Origin of the sequence: Ovoidimarina sediminis (assembly GCF_032586175.1) — a bacterium.
GTDB classification, from domain to species: Bacteria; Pseudomonadota; Alphaproteobacteria; order Rhodobacterales; family Rhodobacteraceae; genus Ovoidimarina; species Ovoidimarina sediminis.
In genome coordinates this window covers 32233-57869 of record NZ_JAWHTE010000026.1, presented here as the reverse complement: position 1 = coordinate 57869, position 25637 = coordinate 32233, and the positions used below count along the sequence as shown (strand labels likewise).

General features: G+C 56.3%; 22 protein-coding genes, 1 tRNA gene and 1 pseudogene. 13 read left to right on the top strand and 11 right to left on the bottom strand.

Going from position 1 to position 25637, the window contains the following annotated elements:
- Positions 1 to 203, top strand: a 203-nt coding sequence (locus RXV90_RS21530; RefSeq protein WP_316651671.1) for an FHA domain-containing protein, incomplete at its 5' end; no start/stop codon positions are given.
- Between the two features lie 581 nt (positions 204 to 784).
- Here RXV90_RS21530 and RXV90_RS21525 read toward each other — a convergent pair.
- The 3 genes from RXV90_RS21525 to RXV90_RS21515 all read right to left on the bottom strand — a co-directional run bounded on the left by RXV90_RS21525 (position 785) and on the right by RXV90_RS21515 (position 3732).
- Positions 785 to 934: a hypothetical protein gene (locus tag RXV90_RS21525; RefSeq protein WP_316651669.1), complete on the bottom strand. Its 150-nt coding sequence runs from the start codon at positions 932 to 934 to the stop codon at positions 785 to 787.
- Positions 935 to 2553: 1619 nt separating this feature from the next.
- A tRNA-OTHER gene (locus RXV90_RS21520) sits at positions 2554 to 2625 on the bottom strand.
- A gap of 201 nt (positions 2626 to 2826) precedes the next feature.
- A complete protein-coding gene (locus RXV90_RS21515; protein WP_316651667.1) occupies positions 2827 to 3732 on the bottom strand; it encodes a LysR family transcriptional regulator in 906 nt (301 codons plus the stop codon).
- A 144-nt stretch (positions 3733 to 3876) separates the two neighbouring features.
- Here RXV90_RS21515 and RXV90_RS21510 point away from each other — a divergent pair, with 144 nt between their 5' ends.
- Together RXV90_RS21510 and RXV90_RS21505 are read left to right on the top strand one after the other, a co-directional pair.
- The gene (locus tag RXV90_RS21510; RefSeq protein ID WP_316651665.1) at positions 3877 to 4287 is read left to right on the top strand and encodes a GFA family protein; all 411 of its coding nucleotides are present in this window, start codon (positions 3877 to 3879) and stop codon (positions 4285 to 4287) included.
- A gap of 39 nt (positions 4288 to 4326) precedes the next feature.
- Positions 4327 to 4521, top strand: coding sequence for a DUF1059 domain-containing protein (locus tag RXV90_RS21505; RefSeq protein WP_316651663.1), 195 nt, complete (start codon positions 4327 to 4329; stop codon positions 4519 to 4521).
- A 58-nt stretch (positions 4522 to 4579) separates the two neighbouring features.
- On the opposite strand, the gene RXV90_RS21500 is transcribed toward RXV90_RS21505, so the two are convergent.
- Complete coding sequence (locus RXV90_RS21500; RefSeq protein ID WP_316651661.1) at positions 4580 to 5227, bottom strand: class I SAM-dependent methyltransferase; 648 nt, start codon at positions 5225 to 5227, stop codon at positions 4580 to 4582.
- A 241-nt stretch (positions 5228 to 5468) separates the two neighbouring features.
- On the bottom strand, positions 5469 to 6467 hold the full coding sequence (locus RXV90_RS21495; RefSeq protein ID WP_316651660.1) for an IS110 family RNA-guided transposase: 999 nt from the start codon (positions 6465 to 6467) through the stop codon (positions 5469 to 5471).
- 212 nt (positions 6468 to 6679) lie between these two features.
- Here RXV90_RS21495 and RXV90_RS21490 point away from each other — a divergent pair.
- Positions 6680 to 7437, top strand: a protein-coding gene (locus RXV90_RS21490; protein WP_316651658.1) for an IS5 family transposase whose coding sequence is annotated in 2 segments (ribosomal slippage) — positions 6680 to 7016 and positions 7016 to 7437 — 759 coding nt in all. Because the reading frame shifts where the segments join, the coding sequence is not laid out codon by codon here.
- A gap of 41 nt (positions 7438 to 7478) precedes the next feature.
- Here the strand turns inward: RXV90_RS21490 and RXV90_RS21485 are convergent.
- The gene (locus RXV90_RS21485; protein WP_316651655.1) at positions 7479 to 10160 is read right to left on the bottom strand and encodes a DUF3131 domain-containing protein; all 2682 of its coding nucleotides are present in this window, start codon (positions 10158 to 10160) and stop codon (positions 7479 to 7481) included.
- A 104-nt stretch (positions 10161 to 10264) separates the two neighbouring features.
- On the opposite strand from RXV90_RS21485, the gene RXV90_RS21480 reads away from it, so the two are divergent.
- Positions 10265 to 13813, top strand: coding sequence for a polysaccharide deacetylase family protein (locus RXV90_RS21480; protein WP_316651653.1), 3549 nt, complete (start codon positions 10265 to 10267; stop codon positions 13811 to 13813).
- 4 nt (positions 13814 to 13817) lie between these two features.
- Here RXV90_RS21480 and RXV90_RS21475 read toward each other — a convergent pair whose 3' ends face one another.
- Positions 13818 to 14288: a hypothetical protein gene (locus RXV90_RS21475; protein ID WP_316651651.1), complete on the bottom strand. Its 471-nt coding sequence runs from the start codon at positions 14286 to 14288 to the stop codon at positions 13818 to 13820.
- A gap of 836 nt (positions 14289 to 15124) precedes the next feature.
- Complete coding sequence (locus tag RXV90_RS21470; RefSeq protein WP_316651648.1) at positions 15125 to 16606, bottom strand: glycosyltransferase family 4 protein; 1482 nt, start codon at positions 16604 to 16606, stop codon at positions 15125 to 15127.
- 304 nt (positions 16607 to 16910) lie between these two features.
- Here RXV90_RS21470 and RXV90_RS21465 point away from each other — a divergent pair.
- The 3 genes and pseudogenes from RXV90_RS21465 to RXV90_RS21455 all read left to right on the top strand — a co-directional run.
- A pseudogene (locus RXV90_RS21465) lies at positions 16911 to 17156 on the top strand (transposase); the annotation flags it as partial.
- A gap of 169 nt (positions 17157 to 17325) precedes the next feature.
- The gene (locus RXV90_RS21460) at positions 17326 to 17652 is read left to right on the top strand and encodes an adenylate/guanylate cyclase domain-containing protein (RefSeq protein ID WP_316651646.1); all 327 of its coding nucleotides are present in this window, start codon (positions 17326 to 17328) and stop codon (positions 17650 to 17652) included.
- Positions 17653 to 17925: 273 nt separating this feature from the next.
- Complete coding sequence (locus tag RXV90_RS21455; protein WP_316651645.1) at positions 17926 to 18321, top strand: DUF2177 family protein; 396 nt, start codon at positions 17926 to 17928, stop codon at positions 18319 to 18321.
- Positions 18322 to 18438: 117 nt separating this feature from the next.
- Here the strand turns inward: RXV90_RS21455 and RXV90_RS21450 are convergent, their stop codons facing one another.
- On the bottom strand, positions 18439 to 18840 hold the full coding sequence (locus RXV90_RS21450) for a c-type cytochrome (protein ID WP_316651643.1): 402 nt from the start codon (positions 18838 to 18840) through the stop codon (positions 18439 to 18441).
- 474 nt (positions 18841 to 19314) lie between these two features.
- On the bottom strand, positions 19315 to 19818 hold the full coding sequence (locus RXV90_RS21445; RefSeq protein ID WP_316651641.1) for an Hsp20/alpha crystallin family protein: 504 nt from the start codon (positions 19816 to 19818) through the stop codon (positions 19315 to 19317).
- Between the two features lie 210 nt (positions 19819 to 20028).
- On the opposite strand from RXV90_RS21445, the gene RXV90_RS21440 reads away from it, so the two are divergent.
- Both RXV90_RS21440 and RXV90_RS21435 read left to right on the top strand, forming a co-directional pair.
- Positions 20029 to 21417, top strand: a complete 1389-nt coding sequence (locus RXV90_RS21440; RefSeq protein ID WP_316651639.1) for a trypsin-like peptidase domain-containing protein — start codon at positions 20029 to 20031, stop codon at positions 21415 to 21417.
- Between the two features lie 236 nt (positions 21418 to 21653).
- Complete coding sequence (locus RXV90_RS21435) at positions 21654 to 22265, top strand: HdeD family acid-resistance protein (RefSeq protein ID WP_316651637.1); 612 nt, start codon at positions 21654 to 21656, stop codon at positions 22263 to 22265.
- A 33-nt stretch (positions 22266 to 22298) separates the two neighbouring features.
- Here the strand turns inward: RXV90_RS21435 and RXV90_RS21430 are convergent, their stop codons facing one another.
- Positions 22299 to 23123, bottom strand: a complete 825-nt coding sequence (locus RXV90_RS21430; RefSeq protein WP_316651636.1) for an SAM-dependent methyltransferase — start codon at positions 23121 to 23123, stop codon at positions 22299 to 22301.
- 346 nt (positions 23124 to 23469) lie between these two features.
- Here RXV90_RS21430 and RXV90_RS21425 point away from each other — a divergent pair, with 346 nt between their 5' ends.
- The 3 genes from RXV90_RS21425 to RXV90_RS21415 all read left to right on the top strand — a co-directional run bounded on the left by RXV90_RS21425 (position 23470) and on the right by RXV90_RS21415 (position 25606).
- A complete protein-coding gene (locus tag RXV90_RS21425) occupies positions 23470 to 24699 on the top strand; it encodes a tyrosine-type recombinase/integrase (protein WP_316651634.1) in 1230 nt (409 codons plus the stop codon).
- On the top strand, positions 24618 to 25220 hold the full coding sequence (locus tag RXV90_RS21420; RefSeq protein WP_316651632.1) for a hypothetical protein: 603 nt from the start codon (positions 24618 to 24620) through the stop codon (positions 25218 to 25220). The genes RXV90_RS21425 and RXV90_RS21420 overlap by 82 nt, the downstream gene beginning before the upstream one ends.
- 80 nt (positions 25221 to 25300) lie before the next feature.
- Entirely contained in the window at positions 25301 to 25606 is a 306-nt protein-coding gene (locus RXV90_RS21415) for a helix-turn-helix transcriptional regulator (protein WP_316651631.1), read from the top strand.
- Positions 25607 to 25637 lie beyond the last annotated feature (31 nt).

Genomic DNA, 25637 nt, shown 5'->3' with positions numbered 1-25637 from the left:
TTGATGGTTCAGATGAGCCAGAAACCCTCCGTTACGAAAACCCTTTAATCAGTCCCACAGGTGCTGATCCCGGACAGATCCGGGACGGACTGAAACCAAACCCGATCCACGTGAACGGACACGTGCTGAGTGGCGAAGACAGCCTTTTCGACGGTGACGTCATCCAAATTGGCGAGACCACCTTGCAATTCGCCGAGGCCTGATCCCGGTATATTCACCGGGCGCACGCCCAAAGTGACTTTCAGCCCGACACCGCCAATCCGTTCGTGCGGCGTGACGACAGTTCTTCGGCCCCCGCAAGTTCGTCGATGGTGATCTCACGCGGTTCGAAACCATCAGAAAAGGCATGCTTGTCCTCGAGAGACCGCTCGTCTCGAAAGCTCTCGTTGATTTATAGATTGGCTGCTCTTCAATCGGGGCCGATACACCAACGTCGAGCTCAGAGGTCTTTCTAGCCGAGAACCTTACGTCTCATATTCTTTTCGAGGATGCGAGCCAGCATCAGGTAGGCGATTACTTCGAAACCACCAAATATCATTACCTCAACCAGACCACGACCGTAGCCTGTCCAGAGATACGTAGAGACGTCCATCATTTCATCGCTCGGTGTATCAACTCAATTGCTCTCGGAACGCACGAGGGCCACGCGTCGGCATGCTCAGGTCGGCCAAGGAGCCTATCCCATCCGGACGCAGTTAAAAAACGCCTCACCGTGCTGGTTTCGGCTCGGTCTGCTTTCAGCTCTTCAAGACCGATCGTAACATAACCGGAAGTGACATTGGGATTAGGCTGCGAGGGCAGACAAGGGCTTGCTGCGCTTTGCAAACAGCTGGACGACAGGCCGACACTCGGTCTGCAATTCTTCCGCCAGGCGACGGAAACGCGCTTCGATAATGTCGTTGGTCCGGTCTGTAGTTTTGAACTTAAGGGTCATGTCGGTAACTCGTGATCTGTTTGTGTCAGCGTGTGTGGCAATGAGCATCGGATTGGATCTGGACCAAAAAGAGGCAGGCCCCGGTGAAACTCGAGGAATCTGTCACGTGGAAGAGTGAACTAGATCTCATTCAGCCAAGTATGCGGCGAAAATCATGAAAGATCGAAGACCCATCCACAGAGTGTGACGGGTAAAGCAGACGAGAATGTCGCCCTAAGCCCATAAGAAATCGGCGCCTCGGATCGACCTCGGGAAAGAGCCGATCCAAGACGCCGTTGCTTCGGACCAGTGGGAGCATTCGGTCCAGAATTCGTCGGTGAGGCCCAAATACACACACGCGGGCATCAACTCGTTACGACACACACAATATCAACTCGTCACGCAAATTACATTAGCAGACCTAATGGCGCATAAGTGTGATGCACTTCACGTTCACGGATGATTTCCGAACTGGATCGCAGAACAGACTGTTTCCGTCTTGCCGAATGATTGGCATCGCCCGACCAGGTTTGGCGGCAATCTTGCGATTTGAACCGAGATGCATCTGGCTCGGAAACGTAGGACTCGGTGATTGAGCGGGTGACCGCTCCGGGCTGATTGTGTTGAAAAACTCGGTGTCCCGTCTCGGAAGGTCGGATTGGCAGAACATCTTCCCGCGAATTTTCCTAATGGCAAACCAAGTTTTCTATGAGGATATATGCGAGAACAGAGTTCCAGATTCTCAACGCGAATTTCGAGTTGCAGAGTTTTTAAACACAATCAGCCCGGAGCGAACACACTTTTGCAAATTTGCTACTGGCTGTCTGTCGCCATTTGGAGGCAGCGTTGAGAGATGCACACGTGGGCGAAAGTTACATCCTTAACGTCCAACTCCCATTCCCAAAGCTAAGACTATCCCCAAATATAAATAAGGGCGAGTGTTATAGAAAATATGAAAATAATTCGCGATATCTTTGCAAATCTTATTGCCCGCATCTCCGACCGCCTCGCAGAAAGAACTGACATAAGAACAAGTGAAAAAATAGAGGCAGAGGCTAGAGTGCTTTGCCAAAGCCAAGGATGAACAGGCGCTCCTGGTCTTGAAACCGACCAGAGCTTTGTAGCAAAGTATAAATATATTGAAATCCCAAGAAAAATGCCGCCACCAATTATGCCCACAAGCCAAAGATTGCGTAGCATCTGTCTTTCTTTGCGTGGTGAATTTCTCATAAACGGTTGAGCTCCCTATTGGCGATGATGCATTTCTCATAGCTTCTGGACAAAGCGATTTAATACCTACGTATGGCACATGCCGCAGGCAGAGGTTTCTGGATATGCGCTAAGTCAAATCATACCTCGGGGACAGAGGCTGGTCGGCATAGCGGTCATTCAACGCCGCCCCAAGTGGCGCTCTGCAGCAAACGGCCGCCTCGTCCGCACTCCATACATCAGCCCAATCTCGGACCGTGTCCGCTTTGCGGCGCTTAGCAGTCGTTTATCCGTATGGGCCTACGGCAGCACAACCAGTCGTTCGCGGTCAGAATCCGTCAGCTGTCACCCAAATTGTTACCCAAGGCACTAGGTGACCCCCAGGCACAAAGCTAGAGTTGATCTATATATCTGACATCATTGGGAAATCTTGGTAGCGGAGGAGGGACTTGAACCCCCGACACGCGGATTATGATTTAGCCCGGGTTTCCCCACACTCCGCCACATATCGCCACGAACCGCCACAACAACTCTTTGGCCACGTTGGGAATTTGGCGTGCAACTCGCCACATGCCGCCACATACGACCACTCTCAACCACACGGGTGTCTGTCACCCATATGCTACCCAAACCCAGAAGCGGACATTCGTCACAACCGCAGCGAACGACGGTTCCGAGTCCGAAGCAGACGGCCCAAACAGAAATCAAGCCCTGTCTTCTTCCATGGCACGCTCGGAGACGGTTTCTGCTTTTGACCGAAGCCACTTCACAAATGTTCTGACCTCGGGGCGTAGATGTCCTGCTGGCGTTTCGATGTGGTACACACCGAACAGCGGCTCGGAAAACAGTTCGACAACTTGGTTCGACGCGAGGTCCTCGACGAAGAAGGCGCGGGCCGTGTACGTGATTCCGGCACCACGCCGAACTGCTGACATGATTAGATTTCCCGGCATGTGGTTCACGGTAAGCGGATGTTCCGGAACAACACCGTGATACGTGAACCACTCAGCGGCTTCGTTTGTACCGAGTTCCTGTAGCCATGGGAGGTCGATCAACGATGCGGGATCTGAAAGATCACGGTCGCCAACAAGTGACGGAGCGGCAATCACCACCATGTCCGTGATTAGCACTGCGTCGACATCCGGTTTTGAACGACGTCTATCACGATAGCGGATGGCCACATCTATGCCGCCTGGCTTCATCTCCACAAGTTCCGAGGTCGGATTGAGCATCAAGGTGATTTCCGGATGATCGCGCTGGAACTCGGCCACTCTTGGAAGCAGCCATTCTACGGCGAATGCAGGTGACATGGTAATCTGAACCGGGCGATTGACCGCTTGCTCTGTCAGGCGTTCAACACCTCGACCGATTATGTCGAAGCCGATGGCAAGTTCACGGGCTAAGTCTTTTCCTTGGGACGTTAGATCGATCCCGCGACCCAGCCTTTCCACGAGAGCAACGCCCAAGCGTTCTTCCAGAGCCTTGACCTGCTGGCTAACGGCCGCCTGTGTCACGTTCAACCGCTCGGCAGCAGACCTATAGCTTCCGGCGTCAGCGACAGCTGCAAAGGCTCGCAAGCTGTTCAGTGGAGGCAACCCAAGCCAATCCATGTGATAGTTTTTCTAAAGTTTACTCACGATAATTGAGTCGCATCTTTTGGTGGGTTTGACAATATTTGAGTGCAAATGATGAGCAAGTTGCCGCTGGAGCGGCAACGCCGAACGAAAGAACATCTTATCGGAGCTTGAGAGCCAATGAAGAAACTAAACGGTGGTTGCTACTGCGGCGCCGTCCGCTTTCAGATCCTCGGGCCCCCTGTTTGGTCAGGGCATTGCCATTGCCGCTCTTGCCAACTCGCATTGGGTGGAGCCTTCGTCACATGGGCAAAGGTTGCCGCAAGCGATTTTGCCATAACCAAGGGCAAATTGAAGACGATCGAAAAATCTCCGGGCATCCGTCGCGGGTTCTGTGGGGATTGCGGGACGACGCTGACTTACTCAGCGCAAGGTGAAGTGGATGGGCAGGACTGGAGCGCCGACGCCTGGTTTTCTGCTGTGGCCCTCGATGACCCGTCAATCGTAGAGCCGTCAACCCATGTCTACGTCTCCCACCAGCAGCCCTGGATCAAGCTCGCGGATGGACTGCCCGTATTTCAGGAGTTCTGAAACGCCAATCAATGAACTCCAACCAGAAAGGAAACTGCGATGAGCGCCGCCTTTACGTACGCGTGTTGTGATTGTGAGGGGATGGAATCTTGCCCCGGGAAGGTCACAGCGGCAACCGAGGATGAAGTCTGGAAGCTGATGGAACTACACGCAGTAGTAGCGCATGGTGAGGACCCCAGTTCTTGGGACAACGATACAAGGGAATACCTCGGGACGCTGATCCGGCAAGAATAACCCCGATACTTGCGACCTACATTGTCGGCGGACTGTCATATTGGCAGACATCTTGGACTTACCGGCCTGACGTGGCACTGCCATCTTTCCGCTTCTCAAAAAGGCTGAATTGAAAGCGCTGCTCAGATCCCCAAGGCGTCACATGGATGTCAAAGCGATACTCCAAAAGCTTGTACGCCTCACCAAGCGTCACAGAAAGACTTTCGGGACTGTAGCGCTCTACCGGTAAACCGCTGCACTTCTCAGGTCCGTCCGGGACGAAAGTTGCAATTATCGCGTGCCCGCCGGCTTTCACGGCTTTGTTGAGACAATCCAGATAGGCCGCACGGTCCTTTTCTTTGACAAGGAAGTGAAAGACGGCACGATCGTGCCACAGATCGTATTGCCTCTCTGACTTCCAGGTTGTGATGTCGGCTACCAGCCATGTCACATCCTTGCCGCGTAGGCCGAGGCGACTTCGGTTTGCGTCGAGCGCGCTTCGGGAAAGGTCGAGGACGGAAACGTCTCTAACCCCTCTATCGATCAGACACTCTGCAAAGCGTGACGTTCCGCCCCCGATGTCGATCACCACTGAAGCTGAGTTGATCCCAGCGTGCTCGGCCAGTTCGAGAGAAGCGGACGGTACCTCTTCATACCCGCTTAGGTGGAAGTCGCTCTTGTCGACGTAAACTTTCTCCCAATGATCCCTGCGATCGTTTTCGTTCATTCGGGCCACCTCCGGTGATCATGCATAACACCAGAGCATGCATTTGGACGACCGTTCAGTCCGCTTCTCGGACATCGAGCGCAATCTGAGGAAGGTCCGTTGTCGGCAGAAGCTGTCGTTCCCACCCGAAACCGCGTTTCAACGGCCGCGGATGACCGGTCAGCGCGGCATAGCAGTCACCTGACAAAATGACTCAGATGACGGCAACGAGCCCGTAGCGGACTCTTAGCAACTGTATTTCTCAGGCGACTTGATTGGTCCATTTCAGACGAGATTTGCAGAGCGCGTTTGCGATCGTGACGAGCTTGCGCGCGACTGCCGTGATGACAACCTTGTGTGGCTTTCCCTCGGCTCGCAGGCGGCCAGCGAAGGTTTTCAGAATCGGGTTTTGATGGCTGTCGACGAGGGCCGCCTGGAACATGACGTGTCGCAGCTGACGCCTCCTTCCGCCAATGGCGCGCTTGCCGCGCATGGCGCCACTATCATGTGCGATCGGAGCTATGCCCGCGAGCGCGGCGGCCTGTTCGCCCGAGAGTTGGCCGAGCTCTGGCATTTCGGCGATCAGCATGGAGCTGGCGACTGGACCGATCCCGGGAACGGAACGCAAGATACCGGCAATCGTAGCCAGGTCATCATCCGAGGCCATGGTCTGCTCGATCCGCACCTCCAGCTCTGCAATCTGGCGATCGAGAAGGCCTTTCAACTCGGCGTCCATGGCGTCAAACATATCCGCCGATCCCAGCTTCCCGTGCGCCTTGATCTGCGCCAGGAGCCGTTTGCGGGTCTCGACCACCTGCCCACGCTTTGAGGTCAAAGCCCTCAGAAGGCGCAGCTTTTCATGTGGCAACACGCGTCCTGCATCCGGTCGAAACAGCATGAACCGCGCGATGAGTTCCGCGTCGATCCGATCCGTCTTGGCCCGTGTGCCTCGGCTCGCGGCGAATGCTTTGATCTGCGCAGGTGGCAATTGCCGGGTCGCAATCCCGGCACCGTCGAGGGTGGACCACGACCGCCATTCCTGCCCGCCAGTAGCCTCGAAGCAAACCAGCGCGCCCAGTTCAAGAGCGAGTTGAGCGACCTGCTCGTGACCTTCAAGCTTGTTCGCCAGTCGCGCGCGCTTGCCTTCTGGCAGACAGTGAATATCCAACCAATCGCGGCTGACATCTATCCCGATGATCCTTGTCTGTGATATTTTACCCATGCTCTCTTCCTTCTGCTCCGCGGTCCAGATCGGCCGCATTCAACTGTTCGAGACGATGAAGAGAGACGGTGCTGGCTCGCTAACAAACGTGGTCAACGTCACAAGGCTCAGACGCCAAACACCGTCCCGTCACCGGCCTCGGCTAAGGTCGGTGAAGGGGTCAGATTAGCAAACCGGAGATACAGAAGGCTCAGGATGCATTGATTGTCACTGCTCGGCGTGATTCACGGCTCGCAAAATGGAGCGGTGACATGAACGACCTTTACTGGCTGACCGACGAGCAGATGGCCAAGCTTGCCCCCTTCTTCCCGAAGTCGCACGGCAAGCTTCGGGTCAATGACAGGTGGGAGCTGAGTGGGATAATCTTCATCAACCGCAATGGGTTGCGCTGGTGGGACGCGCCGGAAGCCTACGGACCGCATAAGACGCTCTACAGTCGGTGTAAACGGTGGAGCGAGAAAGGCATCTTCGCACGGATGATGGTCGGCCTGGCTGCCGAACACGGCGAGGAAAAGACCGTGATGATCGATGCAACCTACCTGAAGGCACACCGCACCGCGACCAGCATGGCCGCGAAAAAAGGGGGCGCGGTCGTCTGATTGGTCGAACCAAAGGCGGGATGAACACCAAACTCCATGCTATCTGCGATAGCCAGGGGCGGCCGCTCGACCTGTTTGTCACCGCCGGTCAGGTCAGCGACTACATCGGCGCTCGGGCATTGCTCGGCAGCCTGCCGGATTTCGATTGGCTACTCGGAGACCGCGGCTATGACGCCGACTGGTTCAGGGAAGCATTGAAAGACCAAGGGATCCGGGCCTGTATCCCTGGCCGCAAGCAACGCAAGACCGCTGTGCGCTATGACAAGCGTCGATACAAGCGGCGCAAGCGGATCGAGATCATGTTCGGCAGGCTCAAGGACTGGCGGCGTGTCGCGACACGGTATGATCGGTGCCCAAAGGTCTTCCTCTCGGCAGTCGCACTCGCCGCAACCGTCATCTATTGGCTATGAGCCCTGACCCTAAGGCGACACAGATCCCCGCCCGTCGCGCGTCAGTCTTTGAAGCGCCACTCGGCGGCTGGTTTGCTGCCGTTCAGCCGATACGCAATGGCCTGAAGGATCACACCGTTCGTGTTCACGTCACTATACGCCTGATCCGCATTTCCGGTAACAAAGAAAACTCCGGGGCTAACCCCCAGCGAACTCGCCATCGCTTTGGCTCGCACCTCGGCGAGGAGAAGATCGCTGTAGTCGCACGGTCGGCAAACGGACCAGAGGAAAGCAGCCTTGCTGTTGAGCATGTCGATGGCCCGGAGAAAGCCCCTCGTCTTGAATCGCGGCGATGGGTCGAGCGTCTCAGCGGTCCAGCTCCCTCCGTCTTCCTCGATCTGGTAACCTTGGTACACGAACCATGGCTCGCGGGCGATGGGCCCTTCAGAAACGCAGGCCAGTCTGCCACTGGCCAGATACTCTTCGATTTGTGCTGCGAAGAGCGCTTCCGACGCGGCCTCTGCAAGCCCGGACGCCCCCAGTTCTACTGTCTCGAGGAGGTGAGGCTCCGTACCGATAGGGCCGAAATCAGCAACTTCTTGAAGGACATGGACGCCTCGGTCGAAGGCTGACCCGGGCTCAGGTTCCGTGTAGGGTGGCCTGACTGGATAGCCCCAGAGGGCAAATGCCCTCGCAATGTATCCTGCATAGTTCGACCGATAGGAAGACACGAGGCTGCTGCCGCTCGCGGTCAAGGGTACGCCGTCCTTGATTGTCTCTATCAGATCCCAGCCGTCGAGGATCTTGCGGATACCGAGGTCCTGCTGAGTGTAGCTTTGGAGCAGATGCAGCGATACCAGAAGTCTTCCCGTATCGCTGGCATTGTATTTGTCATCACCAGCGGCCCTTCGGGTGGTGGAGGAAAGCCCCTTCGGAAGACGCAATCCATTTAAGACTCCCGTCGCTAGCCCGCCAAGAACTGCGCCTATCCGCGCGGAAAATGTGTCATCAGTCAGCAGGCCAATGCTGTGAGCGCTAATGATCGCAAGGATTAGCGAGCCGGTGTCCCACATTGTGCTGAAATCATATGTCTCGAGCTTGTCGCCTTCGATCCAAGCCGTTGCAGGCACCAGCCCGGTATCGGAGTCCGTCAGTTGCTCGAAATACGACCATGCAACTCTGGCATCATTCAAAAGGCGGTCGCGTTCTGCGGCGGGAATGTCGCGCGCTGTTTGTCGCGCGGGCCATCGCTGCGCTACCCGCAGGAGCCTCGCCGGCTCACTATGGACGGAAACCGCCTCGAGATACTCGTCGATGCTCCGCAAGCTGAACCGATCGGATGCCCCAAACCGATAAAGCGTCTCTGTCAGCGAGTCTGCTTCCTCTGCCGCACGGAAGTCGTTCTGTTTGATAAGAAGCACGACGTCCTCATTGGGTGCGGCGGTTTCTTCGATGCGCTGCAGGAGCCTGTCTGCCGTCAAGTCCGACTGGGGTCCGTCCAGTGTAAGTGTCGCGTTCAGGCGTAGCGCACCGTGCGCATCGAAGCCCGAAAACCGCGCACTGCCGTCCGACATGGTAATGAGGACGTCGAACCCGGCGTGCCGGCCATTGGTGGTGTCAGTGGGGACTTCCACGCCGGAGACAGCGCATTTTGTGGCATTAATCGATTTACGGTCGCCCTTCGGTAGGACGCCTCCGAAGGCGTGCCGCCGCGCGTCTTCCCAAGTCTGACCGTCGGCACCTGACACCAGAATGCACTTTTCCGGCGCAACTGTGCTGGATCCTGTGTCCGATGCAACACCTGCTACGCTCGACGCACCAGTGATTTCGGTGAAGGGCACGCTGGCGGCAGTCATCTTCTCGGCGAGCGGATAAGGTGCGGCACCCGATCCGTCGAATTGAAGGCACAGTACGACGTTGCGTGAGAAGACAGCACCAGACCTGATCCTCAGCTCCGATGGCAGGATGAGGTAGTTGCGGCTTGCGGACAGATTGCGCCGAAACCCGTCGCCGATGACGGTACCCCGGTTGAACAAAGCGTCCGTGCCAAGCGCAGGATCGTCCGGGAAGCGGGCCACGAAAACGACCGGGCTGTCGCGGGAAGTCGCCTCGGAAAGTGCTTGGGTGATGTCTTCTGCCGTTGGGGACGTCGGCAATCGCCACCCCCCGTTGATCTGTTGGGTGCCATCTTCGTTTCGCCAGATGTCGGGAGACGCTCCCTTCGCCGGCAAGAGGATGGTGGTAAGGATCCCCGCCGATCGTACTCCGCGGAGCACCGGGGTATCGCCTTTAGGAAGCGCCGCAGTGATCGTTTCAGGCACCGCATGTAGCGCATCGTGGCCTGCGGCCGCCACCATTGCTTGCTTGAACCGGTTTCGCGCCACGCTCGCGGCCCGCATCCGCAGGTAAGGCCGTAGAGAGGCAAGCTCCGGGATCTCGAGGGCCAGATCGATCAAGCCAGGATAATCGGCGGTGAGCGTGGACAAGAGCCCCATTAGTTCCGGGTTCGGTTGTCGTTTGTTCCATTCCGCAGGGTCGGACCTAATCGTGAGGCCGACGGGAATATTCTGCGAGACGATCGGGTCCAGGAATGAAAAGAGCCCGCCCGCCGGGGTGTCCAGCGTCACTCCCTCAATCAGCAGAATGGCGGGAAACGAACTGGCTGCCTCGGCCGACCGCCAGGCGGGAGAGACCGACACCGCGCCGCTCAGGACAGCGTGAGAAAGAAATGTCCGGCGATCCATCGCTTCCCTCTATTTGATCAGCTTGGGTGCACAATTGCAGGCTTGTTCGCTGCCGCCAAGATCACATTGTGTCACCGTCTTGCAGATGCGACAGAATATTCGTTTTGTCGAAACCCGGCCTGTGCCACGGTACAGAAAATACGGAGCGGTACGGGTACACCAATTTGAAAAACCCACGAAAGACCGAAGGCAAGTCGTCGACCTGGCAGGTTTTTTACGACCCTACATCCCACCGTCTCGTCTATTTCACTATTTTTTCAATTCTTTTCATTGTCCTCGCGGTGGCGTGGCTAGTCTTCTTCATTGCGCATCTATATAATTCTCACCTTCCGCCGCATGCTGCGGGAGAAACCTCAGTAGGCACTGGAAACGGTTCCATTACCGCGCCCCGCTATCCTTCGGGCCGCGAATTCGACCCAACGATTTTCGCCCCCGCGGCACCAGAGACAAGCAAACGAAAGAAACGGACAGATGCCGGTCTTCCGGCAGCGCCGCCAAGTGGTGTTCCGAAACCCGCCGTCCACGCCTTTATTCCCCACTGGTCCTTGGCAGGATCGGTCGAAGCGCGAGCGAAAATCGCGACGATTGACGTACTTATGCCTGAGTGGTTCTCAGTCGGTCGCGAAACCGGTGAAATCGTCGACCTTCGGGCCACCGGGCGTGACGATCTTTTAGAGCTATGGTTCCAGAATCGTCAGCGTGTCAGACTGCTTCCCGTCGCAAGGACAGGGCTCAATGACCGCAAGACTGGCGCTGAATGGCTGGCCTCTGCGAGCAAACGCGCGGAGCTTGCAAGGCAAGCCTCCTCGATTGTGGTGGACAAGAACCTCGACGGCCTATGCTTCGACGTCTCGCGCGCGCCTACCGCATCGGCCGATGCCATCGCCGCCTTTGCCCAGGCGCTGAAGAGCGAATTCGTCCAGGCCGCAAAGGAAAGCTGCATTATCGTTGCAATCGACGATCCGCTCACCCGGCGTCCGGATGCGGCCGATCTCGCTGACCGGCTCATCGTGTTGGCCTTTCAGGAGCCCGGACCGTACAGCGGGCCCGCGCCGCTTGCCGCGCAGCGCTGGTACGAAGATCAACTCCTTTCACTCCTGAACCGACTGCCGGCCGAAGAGCTTGTCGTCGCCTTTGGCAACTTTGGCATGGACTGGATAAGCGGAGAGCCCAATCCCGACTATCTGAATTTCTTCGACATCACCGAGGCCGTCTCTCGCCATGGCGGTGAGATCGTAATGGACAGCCAAAGCCTGAACGCAACGGCGTCATTCACTGACAGCCAAAAGAGGAGGCATCGAGTCTGGTTTCTGGAGGCGCTGAGCGCGCATAATCAACTGGTGCAGTTGCCGCTCGACCGACTTGGCGGGGTGGCGATATGGCCGGTGTCGGGGGGAGATCCCGGAGTGTGGGATATTCTGTCTCCGGGCTTTCAAATCCCAATATCCGCCCCGTTCCTCCTACAGGATATTCATCCTCCCTCTCAAATCAGATACATAGGGAAGGGCCCGCTGCTTACAGTGCGGAACTCGGCCGCACCTGGTCAGCGGATATTGTCGACAGACCCGGAAAGTGGCTTGATCACTGACGCGCATTACGTCGCTTTGCCACGCGAGTTTACCGTCGCACTTAGCGGCACTCTACCCGACAACTCGGTCATTCTGACCTTTGATGACGGACCAAGCCGGACGTATACGCCGAAGATTCTGGACATTTTGAAAGATTACAGGGTTCCCGCGGTATTTTTCGTAGTTGGATCGCGCGTCCAGAACTCCCCTGACATTGCGCGCCGAATCGTCGAGGAAGGCCATGAACTCGGCGTACATACCTATTCGCATCCCAATATTGCGGGCGTTTCTGATCTGCGTTTGACGCTGGAGCTTCATGCTACCCAGGAGCTCATCGAAAGCGTTTCCGGGCAAAGTACCAATCTTTTCCGTGCTCCTTACGGCTTCGACGAAAATCCGAAAACGCCGGAAGAGGCGCGGGTGCTCAGTCTACTTTCGAAGGAACGCTATGTTGTAGTGGGCATCGAGATTGACTCGAGTGACTGGATGCGTCCCGGCACCAACAAGATCGTTGAGACGGTTACGACTCTGGTCGAGGCGAAGCAAGGCAATGTGATCCTATTCCACGATGCAGGCGGCAATCGGGAGCAGACCGTTCAGGCTCTGCCTAAAATTATTGAAGCACTACAAGACATGGGCGTTTCCATCGTCCCGCTCTCCAGCATCACCGGGCCGCACACCCTTATCGCGCCAGCTGGCGTGACGGATAATCCGGATCAGATCAGTAAACTTTCCTTCTGGCTGATCCGCACCCTGAAGACAGCCATCACGGTGATCTTCGTTTTCGTGATCACCGTCGGCATCGTTCGTTCGCTAACTATTTTGGCGCTCGCGCTCATCAAGGAACGGCGCGTTCACAAAAGTGGCGACGCAGCACTACCAGTGACGGTGATCATTCCGGCCTACTGTGAGGAAACCGTTATAGCAAAGTCGGTGAAATCGGTGCTGCAGTCGACCTATCCGGTCGATCAAGTCGTCGTTGTCGATGACGGGTCCACCGACGGGACGGCGCATGTAGTAAGCGAGACTTTCGCATCGGACCCGCGCGTCCGCCTTGTCCGGCAGGACAACAAAGGCAAGTCCGAGGCGTTGAACCACGCGATCGGGCTGGTCGAAACGCCGATCGTAGTCGCCATTGACGCCGATACGATCATATCGCCCGATGCAATTGGCCTTCTGGTCCGTCATTTCAACGACGAGAGGGTCGGCGCCGTCGCCGGGAACGTCAAAGTCGGGAACCGAGTGAACCTGCTCACGCGGCTTCAGGCGATTGAGTATATCACGGCCCAAAATCTGGACCGCCGCGCCTTTGAGGTGCTTAACGGCATTATGGTCGTCCCCGGCTCGATCGGCGGCTGGCGGACCGAGGCGATAATTAGCGCCGGTGGATATAGTTCGGAAACCATTGTGGAGGACGCCGATCTGACAGTTTCGATCATGCGCGAGGACTACAAGGTCGTCTACGAACCCGCCGCGCATGCCTTCACGGAAGCTCCACAGACAATCCGGCAATGGATGCGGCAGCGGCTGCGCTGGCACTTCGGGATGCTTCAGATCGCATGGAAGCACAAATCCGCCGCTCTGGAGCGGCGCGCCGTCGGTTTGGTTTCGATTCCTGACTTGGTCCTTTTCGGCGCTGTTTTCTCGCTATTCGCGCCGATCGCGGATCTCGTGATGTTCATCAATCTGTTCAAGCTTGCAGCTCAGCTCACAGACCCGCCGATCCTGTTTCTGGAGAACACTTCTTTTCTCGTCGCAATCGCCTACGCCGCATACCTGATGTCTGATCTCGTTCTGGCGACCATCGCCTTCGGCCTTGAGCCCGATGAAGACAAGCGGCTCTTGCCGTGGGTGCTGACCCAGAGATTCTTCTATCGCCAGATCTACTGGATGGTGGCGCTGCGCTCGATCGCGCGGGCGGTGACCGGTCAGTTTACTGGCTGGCGCAAGATTACCCGGATGTCGTCGATCGACCCAGCGCACACGCTCGGTCGGTCACGAGCTCACGGGCGGACCGTGTCGACCGGCAAGATTGCGCAGCCGGGGTGCAATCTAGCGTGGCGGGCGAGATCCCGAGCCCCTTGACTCATTAGCTGCAGACCTGGAACTTAACCATTCCCGAACCGGACCCGAAGCGCTCCATGGTGTATTTCTCAATATCGATTAGATAGCCGTCACCGCCGAGATTGTTCGTGCAGCAGCCATTGCAGTCGGAGTCTGCGCAGAGATCGAGCACCTTGACGAAGATCTCGCGATCGCTCTGGCGCAGCCGCAGGGTTTTTCCGCCGTAGCGGCGCCAGTGCTTCTGATGAACTGCCGCGATATTGTTACGTGCGACCCATTTCTCGGACTTCTTGCCCTGTACGCCATAGAACTGGCCGGACCACTTACAGCCATTGTATTTTACGCATTCCACGCTGCCGGGGTTGGGGTAGCTTTCGTAATTGGTCAGTGCCGCGCTCTGCCAATCACCCTTGCAGATCATCTTAGCCGATGCCGTCTGCGCAATAAACACGAGTACCAGGGTTAGAAACGTCTTAGAAGCCCGATACATCATCATGTCGATTTCCTTTGCTCACACAAGACTAGGGCTTGCCGCAGCTCTGTTGCAGTCTCCGCAAAATCGGGTGATCCCACTCGGGGACCTCCGCCGATGCCAAGTAGACAATGCATCGCGTAACATGCGGATGGGATTTGTCGATACTGTGTTCAAATTAAGAATTCCATATGGAATTGCTGGATGAGCGAATACCTGCCTCAATCGGTTGCTCCGCTTCAATCTTGGCGCATGACTGGGCTGCCCTCTGAAAAGTGGACATCCCAGACATGAAGCTCTCGCACCAGACGGAGGATGAAGGATTGCCGGCAGAGAAGCATTAGCCGGAAGAGATCGTCGCGAAGCTCGGTTAACTGGACGTCGTGGTCCCTCAGGCCAGCCTATTTCCGCAAAGGTTCGTTTGGTCTGCGAGACACGATCACCTAATGTCGTCGGCGCAAGGAGCACGGCTCCGCAACCGAGCTCTGCACTTTATCATTAACTTTCCGAAAGGATGTCGTTCCCTAGGCGGGTGCTCTAGCGGCTGCGGCCGTTTTGCTCACATACACTTTTCCCGCGGACAGATGGTGCCCCTCAGACCATAAAGGCGCATTCTGAGGAAGCCGCAGAAATAGAGTCCAGTATCTTCAGGCTGAATGCCTGTTTCTCTGACAACGGACCCATTCTGGCGGAGGCCTGCTAACCTTGTAGACGGACGCTCCAACTCGAAACCGTTTTTCAGCGGCAGCGAACGACTGGTTATGGCAGGCAAACAACCGCCAGGCGGAAAAACTCGGTGCTGTTTCTTATCTAGCGAAGAGGGCTTAGTAGATCACACCATAGCCAGACAAGCGTCCTGCCTAGCTCAAGTAAGGCGTAATCTGACAGTCCCTCGAGTAGATCTGACACAGGTCTCTCGCCGCCTGCCTAATCGAGTACAGTCGCGCGCAGATTGTCGATCGCACAATTCGCTCCTTCTCATTCCGTTCATTATCGAGAATCCGCTTCAACGCATCTGACATCGCAATGACGTCGTGTTTCTCGATTAACTCCCCCGCCAAACCCTTTGGAAACTTCTCAAAGATACCGGGCAGCGCCCCCACTGAATACGCGACTACTGGAGCTCCACAGGCCAGTGCTTCGACCGCTACGAGGCCAAAAGCCTCATTGATGGAGGGCATGCAGACAACCGAAGCTTCGTTGTAGAGTGCAGCCAGTTTGGCGCGGTCAGCAACGAACCCCCTGAATGAAACTGCTGCTCCCATCTGATCAGCAAAATACTCGACTTCAGATCTGAGCGCGCCATCCCCGCATATAATAAGATGCGCGTTACGGGTTTCTTGGACCAGAGTGAAGGCCTCGAGTAAATCGAGCACCCCCTTTTCCGGGGTGAGACGACCTACAAATAGGCACGACTTTACGGTGCGAGCCCCGGTGTTTGCACGGACCTGGTGGAAGAAATTCGATAGGTTGACTCCTCCATAAAGAATCTCCGCACGCTTTCTGGCTCCAACTAACTCGAGAATTTGGTTAACTTCAGTTTTTTGTTCTTCGGAAGCACACAGCACCTTGGTAGATGCACGAAGCCCATCTCCAATTTTGGATATTATCTCAGTTTTCCAGTCTTTTGCTGAGGCGAACTGTGCGAGCGTTTCAATTTCTGTTCCGTGAAAGTGGACGATGAAGGGTATTCCAAACTCATCGAGAATTCGTTTTGCGACGATTACGCCAATCCACCCATGATGAACATGAAGGAGACTGACGCCATTACTTACCACGACCTTCTTCGTCAATTCCGCAAGTTCATCGACAAGGCTCTCCAAAGTGTGCCGATCACAGTCAACAAACCTGACCCCCGAACTTGACTTAGGGTGGCTCTGAAAGACGAGGATGTCTTCACGAATTAACGTTCCATGCATAGCGGAAGACGTCTTTGGTTCTTCAGTGTCTATGAAGATGTTCGCGGTCCGGTAACCCTGGCCTTCGAGTTCCGGCACAAGATCTGCTATCAACGAAGCGCTGCCATTACCTCGTTGTGGGAAGAGCGTAAGCATCAGGATGGTCTGATTTGGACGCCGCCCGATAGCTGATGAAGCAATTGGTTCCAGAATCGTATGCTCTGAACGTCTAATACTCTCGCACTCCTCTGCAGAAACCTGCCCAATCTGAGACGGTCCGGCCTTGTCTTCCCGGTATTTCGAATTCTTACCGTTTTCCGCTGGCATTGCGTCTTGGCCGTCTCTTCTTAGGTACCTCCGGTTGTTGTGATTCTGGTCAATGTGCCGTTTTACGCCAGTGTTTGAGGTGACATGGATCAAATACGCGGCGAATTCTTCATCCAACGCGGGCCGCCACGGCTCTTCGGATCCGATACCCATATTCGGAGCAATGGGGCTTGGGGCGCTTAACGAAATGATCGAGTCTTCTGCTGTGCTGGACAGAGCCTAAGAGGAGCCATCAGGTCGGGTTGAGCTTAGCTGCGATGCTGGCAATCGCACCACCAGCGCGGCCGCTTCAGAAGTCCAAAAAGTCCAGCCAATCCGCCCTGTGAGGTTTGCTGCACGCGGCGGGAAGAATCTCTAGGGTCAGGATGCATTGATTGTCACTGCTCGGCGTGATTCACGGCTCGCAAAATGGAGCGGTGACATGAACGACCTTTACTGGCTGACCGACGAGCAGATGGCGAAGCTTGCCCCCTTCTTCCCGAAGTCGCACGGTAAGCCTCGGGTCGATGACAGGCGGGAGCTGAGTGGGATAATCTTCATCAACCGCAATGGGTTGCGCTGGCGGGACGCGCCGGAAGCCTACGGACCGCATAAGACGCTCTACAGCCGGTGTAAACGGTGGAGCGAGAAAGGCATCTTCGCACGGATGATGGTTGGCCTGGCTGCCCGAGAGGTAGGCTGCAGTGAGCGGCTGAAGAGGGTTTATGACTTGATCATCTGGATCGTCGAACGTCTGGCTCAAGCCGTAAGCCATTCATCCGACGAAAAGACTCAGATGACCGCGTTGAGCCCGGAGCGGAAGCTTGAATCCCTGGGGAAAAGAACCAAGCCGAGCCGTGGCAAGGGACAACGAGAAACGGGCGTCTCGTGGGCTACCGCCAGTGCGTATCAGGATTGGGGTTCACTCCGGCCAACTAATTGTCGGAGACATCGGGTCACCCGACCGGATTAACTACACGGTGATCGGCGATGTCGTGAACACGGCCCAGCGACTAGAGGGACTTGGCAAGACGGTCGATGGCGATGCCGAGTCGATCGTATTGGTCAGCCGTGCGGTTAAAGACAGCGTGGGCGAGCAGTTTCAGTTGCAGCGGATTGGGCCAATGAACCTCAAGGGCAAGAGCGATGCGATTGACGTCTACCGATTGATCGAAAAGAGATAGGTCGAAAGGCTCGCCTCAAACGGATTTTCAAGCTGACCGACGTGAGATGCAGAACGGCCGCTCCGTCCCGCAACTCGGTCACTCAACTGCGCTGCAGCGAATGTCCGCTTCCGGGGTTCGTGAGGCAACTTGGAAACGCCAAAAAGTCCAGCCAACTCTCCCTACAGGCTTCTCTGTAGGCGCTAAGAGGAACTCCACCATCTGAGAATCGAGGCAATGAGCTGATCTTGCAGAGGCCTTCCTTCGGAGTGTCTGCGCTCTATCTCTCCGGACATGCCGATTGTCATTCTCACACTTGCCACCGGGATCATCTTCCTCGTCGCCGACGCGATCATGCTCTCCAGGGTCATGGGACCGCTCTTCCGCGAGCATCTTGGCGACAGTCTGCTGGAAGGAATCCGAATGCCGGCCGCACTTGGCTTCTACCTGGTCTATCTGTTCGGGATGGTTTGGTTCGCCGGTTTGCCGGGGCTGCGGGAAGGTGTCGGCGTCGCCGCCCTGAACGGTGCGATCCTCGGCCTCGTCGCCTACGGAACCTACGAGCTCACGTCTTGGGCGGTGATGCGCGATTGGCACCCGTCGATGGTCGCGGCTGATATGATCTGGGGTGCTACGGTCACTGCGGTGTCCGTGACGGTTGGAGTGCTCATTGCTCGCGCGCTGACCTGAGGTGTCAGCGACTGCCCGCCGGTTCTGGCGTCCTCGAGTTTCCGGGAAAAGCATCGGGCCTGTTTCGCGCGCTCGATGTCGAACGGCATCCGAAAACACAGGCCTGCGCCGTCGACCTCAGGGAACGTAAGACTCCGGTCGGGGAGATTGTATGGCCTCAAGATACTCCACCAGCGCAACGAGACGCGCGGGGACAGGCGTCACGATTCCATTACCGGTGTCGAAATCTATCATCCTTCCGCCAGAGAGTTCAGGAATGACCGGCATGTCCTCGCGTGGATTGAACTGCTTCGTGTAGCCATCAATGATCGACATCACTTCAAGCATCGGCCAAACGCCACCTCGGCGGGCGGCTATTCGCGTCAAATCCGTAGGCTTGGTTTCCAGAGATCGCGCCGCCCTGCCTTCGCCTTTTGCATCGTCGCCGTGGCAGACGGCACAGTACTGACCAAACAGTTTCTTGCCTTCTGCGATCGTCACGTCCGCCGCACTTCCGTTTGCACTGATCAGCACGCACATGGCCGTCACGAGGGATAGACATCTCATGGCTCGCCAACTCCTTGTCAGCCCAAGCCCATGATGGGCACCGTGCACACCTTCCAGGGGGTCCCTCCGTTATCCGGCGCTGCTCGCTCGGGCGCCTTGATCGAAATCAGGGCCGACGAAGGTGACGGCTTCGGAAATGCTGATTGGCCGGCACGATCCAATACCGGAAGGAATGGGCGCCCTGCCTTGAAGAGGCGCTGGTGGCTTGGCGGAATTCGTGTGCTGCCAGCGAAAAGGGAAAAACGAAAACGCAACTCACCTTCGAACGCCTCGGGGATGAGGAGGGCTGGCAGCACAACCGTGACGGTACTTACCCTACATAAACTGCGCAACAGGAATGTGCGTTGCCCTGCCGGCCGGAGAACGCGGATATCGAGGGGCGCCCGCGCTTTCCGGCCCTCGCTATGCTCCTATCGTCGGGCGCTTAGTCGTAAATCTGACCATTGGCTACTTGGACGATACTTTGATCTTTCGGCTGGGATCCTGGGGCTCAGTCTTTGGCATGCTGATACGCAAGACACCTTTGTCGAACTCGGCCGTGATCTTCTCGATATCGACCGTATCAGGCAGCGACATCGTCCGAGCGAAGCTGCCATAGCTTCGTTCGCTGACCCGTAGATCACCCGTGTCATCATGCGTGACGTTCTTTTGACCGCGAAGAGTTAAGCGACGATCCCTAAGTTCGATCTCGACGTCGTCTTCGCTGAGCCCTGGCAGTTCCGCCGTCAGTTCGATTGCCGTGTCAGTCTCATTTATATCGATCGCAGGAGATATCGCTCCCGTCATGTCAAGCGAGGGGAAACCTGTTCGTTGCGCCGCTGTTTCCATTGGCATGAATGACGAGGCGCCCCCGAAGAAGCGCGACATCATGGATTCCATCTCGCGTCGAAAATGATCAGAAAGCGGATTTGCTCCGGTGATCAGCTGCGGCGTCTTCTTGTCTTCGAGCATCTTCGGAACCTCCTCCATTTATGTGCTCAGGCTGCACCGAGCAGTTTGCAAACAACGGGCTTTGTAGGCTTTGATCTTACTCAAACCGGAGACGATCTGACCAGCCGTAGACGGATGGGATGTCCAACGAATTGTCGCAGGGCTCATGCTTCAAAAAGCAATATTGCAAGCCTAAATCGCCATTGCTGGGATTTCAAAAGGAGGAGGATCATGAAGGCTTGCCGTTTTGTTTTGGCTATCGCCCTCTTCTTGGTTTCGTTCGGCTCGTTCGCGGAAGAAAGGGTGCCGACTAGCAGGCAAAAGATAACGTTGTCCTTCGCGTCAGTGGTCAGGGAGACTGCACCGGCGGTCGTGAATATCTACGCAACGCGGGTGCTGGCCGAGCGGATCAGTCCATTTGCGGGTGACCCGTTCTTTTCGCAATTCTTTCGTGGGTTCGACCGAGCTGTCCCAAGGGTCCAGAACTCACTCGGCTCCGGCGTTATTCTCGATGAGACAGGGATCGTGGTATCGAACTATCACGTGGTTGGTGAAGCTTCAGACATTCGCGTAGTCCTGAATGATCGGAGGGAATTCAACGGTCGTGTACTACTCGCGGACCAGGAAGCGGACATCGCCATCATAGGCCTTGAAGACGCCGCGGATTTACCGGCTCTCCAACTTGGCAATTCCGATGCCGTCGAAGTTGGCGATCTCGTACTCGCGATCGGAAACCCGTTTGGCGTCGGTCAAACGGTTTCCAGTGGGATCGTTTCTGGACTGGCCCGTAGCGGAGGAAATCTTGGCGCGAGGGCAGGTTACTATCTGCAGACGGACGCGCCCATCAACCCAGGAAACTCCGGCGGAGCCCTGGTGGACATGGATGGCAGGCTTATTGGAGTCAACACCTCGATCCTGACGCGCTCTGGTGGATCAAATGGTATCGGGTTTGCAATCCCGTCGAACCTGGTACGCCAATACATTGAACAAGCATTGGAAGGCAGAGATCAGTTTGCGAAGCCTTGGTCTGGTGTTCGGGTCCAGGAGATCGACAGCTCCCTAGCCTTGGCGCTTGGAATGACCGTTCCCTCAGGCGTTCTGATCACAGAGCTTCACCCCTCAAGCCCTTTTGCGGCGATCGGTGTACAATCCGGTGACGTGCTCTTGGAGATCGACGGTTTGCCTGTGAACGCGCCGGCCGAACTAGATTATCGGCTAGCGACGCGTGGGCTAGCCTCTCATGTGAGTGTCACGTTCAAGGGCAAAAGCGAGATTCAGACTGCTGGGATAGACCTTTCCGAAGCGCCGAATGACCCACCTGCAAACCCTAAAACCGTGGAGAGCGCCTCTCCCCTGAACGGGCTGGTAGTCTCAAACGTTAATCCGCTCGTGATCGAGGAGATGGGGCTACCCTTCGACGCGGACGGTGTTGTTGTGCGTGCCGCCCAAGGGTACTCGGCGCGAGTTGGGTTGAGACCTGGCGATATGCTTATCGCAATCAATGGATCGAGGGTGCTCGACACAGGTGATGTCCTACAATTCGCGACTGCCCAAACCCGAAACTGGAACATCGAGCTAGTTCGCGACGGTCGGCGGTTCAGTCTGCGCTTTGCAATTTGATATCATCCGAATTGCCGAGCCTACATGTGCAGGCACCTTTGAAGCAGGGTCCTCCTACAGCACTCGTTTTATTGCTGAAGTTAACCGCCAAACGAACGCTGTTCTGTAAGCCTGTAAAGTACTTCGGGCTGGAAGGGTTTGGACGCAGGTGAAATGGCTCAAACCACCATCGCCAGTCGGTGATTGATGCACTTTGCGCGTCTGGCTAGTCTGTCACAACGGCAAAGGAGGCGCACATGGACGACCCAGAATACCCCCGCGCCGAGATTGTGGACGATGATCGTCTCGAGGCCCGCGAAGCGCTCAGCGACAGGCTTGGAAGTCTTTGGTGGTCGTTTTTCCTTCGTGGGCTCTTTGCCGCGGGCCTCGGCATTGCTGCCCTGTTTTGGCCGACGGGGAGCATATCGATGCTGTTGCGGCTCGTGGGCGTCCTTCTCATTCTCGACGGAGGACTGACGCTGGTTGGTTTTGGGCGGAGAGGTGCTGCCGGTGGTATGGGCGTAGGCGCCATCGTGATCGGCCTGATATTGCTGATTTGGCCCGAAGGAACCGCTCGCTTCACCTTTTTCCTCTTAGGGGCATTTGGCCTGATCACCGGGATAGGCGCGTTACTGACTTGGCGCCAAATGCCGGCGTGGGATCCAGAGCGCTCGACCGCACGCAATGCTGGCTTCGCAGCTTTGTTCATCGCCTTGCTTCTTATCTTTTGGCCCGGCTCCGGCTTGGTCGCACTGGGATGGGCGATCGCTTTCGTGGCGCTTGCAGTATCTGCGATCATGTTCCTGCTCGCGTCTCGCTTTAAGAGCGCCAATGCCCGCCTCAAGACCCGTGTGATCAACCCGCGTTAAACCGGACCAACCGAGAAATTTTTCTCGTCACCCTTAGGTTCGCTGTGGCTTTCGCGCGATGAAGCACGCCCACGTAATGTGCCTGCCCGCCAACGCCGTTCGCCACCGCTGGATGCTGGCCTTCAGCGTTTCAACTGTGTCGTCGCTGAGACCGGCTGGAGGCGTTTCGAGCTGCTCTGCCAGCTTTGCGTAGTGCGTCTTGATATCTCCGGGTCGTTCCTCAGCGTGTTCAATCTCAAAACCCGCTTCCTCGGCCATACGCCTGTAGTCAGCCGGTGTAGCCCCACCTTGAACCCCCAGCCTTTCGAAGGCGGCATTTACCAAGGCCAGATCTGCGTTCTCAGCAGTCAGGATGTCTGAAAACGCAAACACTCCGCCTGACTTCAGGACGCGAAGCACCTCGGCAAAAACTCTCGGACGGTTCGTCGAATGGATAATTGATTCCTGGCACACGCAAGCGTCATAGACCGCATCAGGACTTTGGATATCGTGGAAATCTCCAACTTCCACCGAGACCTTTTTGCTTAGGCCAGCCTCGTCATTGGCACGGCGCGCCTCATCCACACAGACCTGCGAGATGTCGATGCCACTGGCGTTGCACCCGAGCCGGGCAAGTTCCCTCAAGGTGCCGCCGTACCCGCAAGCGATGTCGAGCACGCGATCCCTCTCGCGCAGCTTGGCAAGAGACAGCAGATAGCGCGTCATGGCTAACGAGGCTTCGGCAACCGTTTCACAGCCTGTGTCATAGCGACCAATGTGAATGTCAGCCCCACCCCAGCAGAGCCGGTAGAATGCCGCAACTTCGTCGGCATCGTAGTAAGCTGCGGCCTCTGATGCGTTGGTTGCAGACTGGGTCACTTGAGGTGCTTTCTTTCTATAATGCGCACTGAGCGTTCCTGGCCAACTCCGCAACGGCAAGTACTTCCTACAGCTTAGCCATACGATGACCCAACTGGGGCAGGATAAAGCCCTCCGTGCTTATTCCTCTGCTCCATCTCAAGCATCGGGGTTTACGGTTTTGCGTTACGAATCAAGTAGCGGGCAGAAGTGAGTAGGACGCATCGAAAACCTACATCTGATCTCGACAAACCGCCACATCCCGCCACGAAGCGCCACATCTGGCCTGCAGACAAGCTTCTGTTTTCTTGAGATAATTCCGTCTGTCACCCATGAGATCAGCCGACTGTCAGATTATATATCTTGTATGAAAAAGAAGCTTACATCCCGCTACATCGATACCGTGACTGCGCCTGGTCCAAAACGCCTCGATGTCTACGATCAGGCTCTCACTGGGTTCGGTGTTCGCGTTTCAACATCTGGTCGTAAAACGTGGTTTTGCTCGACTCGCGTGAACGGCCGCATGAAGCGCATGAAGATCGGCACCTACCCTGCCCTCTCCTTGGCCGATGCCCGTGAGCATGCAAAAGCAACACTTCGCGACATCCAGCTGGGGGTCGAACCGACGGCGACAACGCCGGCGCTTGGTGATGTCGTTCCTCAGTTCATCGAACTCTATGCGCGCCCTAGAAACCGCGGTTGGCGCGAACAGCAACGCTTGCTTGAACAGAAATGGTGCGGGTTGTTCACGACCCCGATAGATCAAATTCAACGCGGAGCCGTTGTGCGTATTCTGGACCAGATGATCGCCGACGGTGCTCCTGGACGCGCAAACAATGCCCTCGCGACGCTCAAGAAGCTCCTGAACTGGTGCTTGGATCGCGGCATGATCGACATCAACCCGATCGCCGGACTGAAGCCTCCGACCAAGCCTAAGGCACGAGATCGCGTGCTCACCGATCCTGAGATTTCACGGTTTCTTCTGGCAGCCGAAGACGAAGGATACCCGTTCGGAACACTGGCAAAGCTGCTTCTCCTGACGGGGCAGCGACGCGGCGAAGTGAGCGAAATGCGCTGGTCGCAAGTCGATTTCGAAACCGCGACATGGACCATTCCGTCCGAGCGCGCGAAGAACGGCATCGCGCATGACGTACCGCTGTCACAGCCGGTGATCGACATTCTTCAGGGGCTCCCCCGTTTCGCCGGTTCTGACTTCGTGTTTACGACGACGGGGAAGACACCGGTGTCGGGCTTCGGGCGAGCGAAGGATCGACTAAATGATGCGATGGGCGCCAGCGATTGGCGTTTACATGACCTGCGCCGGACAGCTGCATCCGGCATGGCGCGGATCGGCGTCGCACCTCACATCATCGAGAAAGTGCTCAATCATAAATCAGGGGTCATATCTGGCGTCGCTGCCGTCTATAATCGCTACTCGTATGCAGACGAGAAGTGCGAGGCACTCCGACTATGGTCGAAAGAGATTCAAGCGTTGACCTGTTCAATGTCGAAAGGATGCGGGAGATCGCTCGGATCCTTAACATCGAACGAGACATCGATCGAGTCATTGGGCTTCACGCGGATCTCATCAGGTTAGGGTTAAGGTGGCGGCATACCATCACAAACTCTCCAGTCGATTTCCCGATCTCTTCTATACGACCTGCACCGTCAAAACGGATTCGCTGGCTCGAAAACAAAGTCGAAAAGATCGCCAAAGAGCTACTCAAGAACCTGGATGAGGAGCACGATCCCTACTTTTCGATTTGGGGCACACTAGATCCCGACCTTGTCGCTTTCGACCGAGAACCCGCACGACGCGCGCTGACAGAGCTCCTTGAACATCTCGATCATTTAATCGGAGATCTCTACGCACTGCAAAACGAGAAGGCGCCACACACCGGCGAGATGCGCATTGATCTCGTTTGCGACCTCGTTGAACTCTTCAAGGTGCACTGTCCGGACTTGGGTACTACGCGCGGTACATATGATTCACAAACAAAACGTTGGATCGGGCATCTGCCCGAGTTCGTCGAGGCCGCATTTTCTGAAATTACCGGTGGCGCGGTGATGCCAGGCAAGAAACTCGACAACCTCATTAGCCTTGCTTTGAAAGACTAATTTCTGGGTCTGCCAGATGCTGGCAGAGATCTACAACCGATCCCCTTTGAACAACTGAGAAGCCGCGCAATTATTCCTGCATGGCAATCACGCCATTCAATCGAAAGGAAGAAAGTACAATGCCTCTCAAACAACCAAGTTCGACAACTGTCGACCCTCCTGACATTCTTTTTGCACCGACAGTAGCGCTCAATATACCCATTCTCATTGGCTTCGATCAGCTGGTTGAGCTCGGCGTCACATACAGTCGCGAGCATCTTCGCCGCATGGAGGCAGCGGGACAATTCCCCGGCCGCGTGCGTTTGAGCCCGGCGCGGGTCGCCTGGATGTCCAGCGAAGTAATCGCATGGCTCAATGAGCGTGCTGAAGAACGGCCTATCGCCTAGAGCCGTCTAATATCGAGCTCAGCGCTCGAGA

What these genes read in the sequence shown, in the direction of transcription:
- RXV90_RS21525 (WP_316651669.1), bottom strand. Translation starts at nt 934, where the DNA reads ATGACCCTTAAGTTCAAAACTACAGACCGGACCAACGACATTATCGAA.
- RXV90_RS21515 (WP_316651667.1), bottom strand. Translation starts at nt 3,732, where the DNA reads ATGGATTGGCTTGGGTTGCCTCCACTGAACAGCTTGCGAGCCTTTGCA.
- RXV90_RS21510 (WP_316651665.1), top strand. Translation starts at nt 3,877, where the DNA reads ATGAAGAAACTAAACGGTGGTTGCTACTGCGGCGCCGTCCGCTTTCAG.
- RXV90_RS21505 (WP_316651663.1), top strand. Translation starts at nt 4,327, where the DNA reads ATGAGCGCCGCCTTTACGTACGCGTGTTGTGATTGTGAGGGGATGGAA.
- RXV90_RS21500 (WP_316651661.1), bottom strand. Translation starts at nt 5,227, where the DNA reads ATGAACGAAAACGATCGCAGGGATCATTGGGAGAAAGTTTACGTCGAC.
- RXV90_RS21495 (WP_316651660.1), bottom strand. Translation starts at nt 6,467, where the DNA reads ATGCGGCCGATCTGGACCGCGGAGCAGAAGGAAGAGAGCATGGGTAAA.
- RXV90_RS21485 (WP_316651655.1), bottom strand. Translation starts at nt 10,160, where the DNA reads ATGGATCGCCGGACATTTCTTTCTCACGCTGTCCTGAGCGGCGCGGTG.
- RXV90_RS21475 (WP_316651651.1), bottom strand. Translation starts at nt 14,288, where the DNA reads ATGATGATGTATCGGGCTTCTAAGACGTTTCTAACCCTGGTACTCGTG.
- RXV90_RS21455 (WP_316651645.1), top strand. Translation starts at nt 17,926, where the DNA reads ATGCCGATTGTCATTCTCACACTTGCCACCGGGATCATCTTCCTCGTC.
- RXV90_RS21450 (WP_316651643.1), bottom strand. Translation starts at nt 18,840, where the DNA reads ATGTGCGTGCTGATCAGTGCAAACGGAAGTGCGGCGGACGTGACGATC.
- RXV90_RS21445 (WP_316651641.1), bottom strand. Translation starts at nt 19,818, where the DNA reads ATGCTCGAAGACAAGAAGACGCCGCAGCTGATCACCGGAGCAAATCCG.
- RXV90_RS21440 (WP_316651639.1), top strand. Translation starts at nt 20,029, where the DNA reads ATGAAGGCTTGCCGTTTTGTTTTGGCTATCGCCCTCTTCTTGGTTTCG.
- RXV90_RS21435 (WP_316651637.1), top strand. Translation starts at nt 21,654, where the DNA reads ATGGACGACCCAGAATACCCCCGCGCCGAGATTGTGGACGATGATCGT.
- RXV90_RS21425 (WP_316651634.1), top strand. Translation starts at nt 23,470, where the DNA reads ATGAAAAAGAAGCTTACATCCCGCTACATCGATACCGTGACTGCGCCT.
- RXV90_RS21420 (WP_316651632.1), top strand. Translation starts at nt 24,618, where the DNA reads ATGCGGGAGATCGCTCGGATCCTTAACATCGAACGAGACATCGATCGA.
- RXV90_RS21415 (WP_316651631.1), top strand. Translation starts at nt 25,301, where the DNA reads ATGGCAATCACGCCATTCAATCGAAAGGAAGAAAGTACAATGCCTCTC.